Here is a 1,073-nt window from a genome sequence, read left to right as displayed (position 1 = left end):
ACCGTGGGCAATGTCACGACCGCGCTGGGCACCATCGCTCCGCCCGCCTCGGCAGACCGCGCTGATCCGTCGAAGTGGGTTCCGTTGCTGGCCAACCCCACTAGCGGCTACAGCATCGTCGGCTACACCAACCTGGTGTTCAGCCAGTGCTACAAGGACCGCGCTGACACCATCGCCATCCGCACCTTCCTCAACCGTCACTACGGCCTGAACGCCAGCAGCAACAACGATGACGAGATCGTCGCCAACAAGCTGATCCCGCTCACCGCCGCCTGGAAAGACGCCATCCGCACCACCTTCGCGCTGCCGGGCAGTTCCCTGGCCATCGGCAACACCAGCGCCTGCAACGGCATCGGCCGTCCGCTCTAAGCCCCTCGCGGGTTCGCCCCAAGAACCGGCAATGGCCTCGCGCCATTGCCGGTTCTCCGGTTCGGTAGTCAAGGCTCAATGCCGATTGACCGCTGACCCTGCCGCCACGCGGCGGAAACGACCTTCAGGACGATCCCGACCAGGTAGCCGCCTGCACCAGGCTCGGTCCCTGGCACCTAGAAAGGAATCCCTCATGCGCAATGCTCTCGCTGTTTCCCTGGCCGTCGCCGGCCTGTGTTCCGCCCAGGCCATGGCGGCCGTCGTCGGTGGCGGTGCCACCCTGCCGCAGAACCTGTACAACACCGCCACCGTGCTGCCGTCCGGCTTCAACGCCTACATCGGCGTGGGCAGCGGCGCCGGCAAGGCTGCCGTGCTGAACAACGACGCCACCCAGCTCAACCTGCCCAGCGGCACCACCGTCGACTACGCCGGCAGTGACTCCATACTGAGCGCCGCCGAACTGTCGGCCTACAAGAGTGCCCACCAGTCCCCGGCCGTGCCCGCCACCGATGCCAACAACTGGGGCCCGCTGATACAGATCCCCTCCGCCATAACCTCGGTCACCATCCCCTACAAGAAAACCAGCGTCACTTCGCTGAACCTGACCAGCCCCCAGCTGTGCGGCATCTTCTCCGGCAGCATCACCAACTGGAACCAGATCAGCAGCGCCAACGGCCCGATCACCGTGGTCTACGAACGTGGCA

At 65.5% G+C, this 1,073-nt stretch carries 1 protein-coding gene and 1 pseudogene; both read left to right on the top strand.

The window, feature by feature from the left end; translation table 11 throughout:
* Nucleotides 1–369: pseudogene (locus A7D27_RS28460) on the top strand (protein disulfide reductase); the annotation flags it as partial.
* A 193-nt stretch (nt 370–562) separates the two neighbouring features.
* The coding region (locus A7D27_RS26830) for a substrate-binding domain-containing protein (protein ID WP_177343745.1) at nt 563–1,073 on the top strand (511 nt) is incomplete at its 3' end.

The organism is Pseudomonas sp. 1D4 (assembly GCF_001728925.1).
Classification (GTDB): Bacteria; Pseudomonadota; Gammaproteobacteria; order Pseudomonadales; family Pseudomonadaceae; genus Metapseudomonas; species Metapseudomonas otitidis.
Note: the sequence above shows the minus strand (reverse complement) of the source record. Positions and strands in the feature narration are given on the sequence as shown.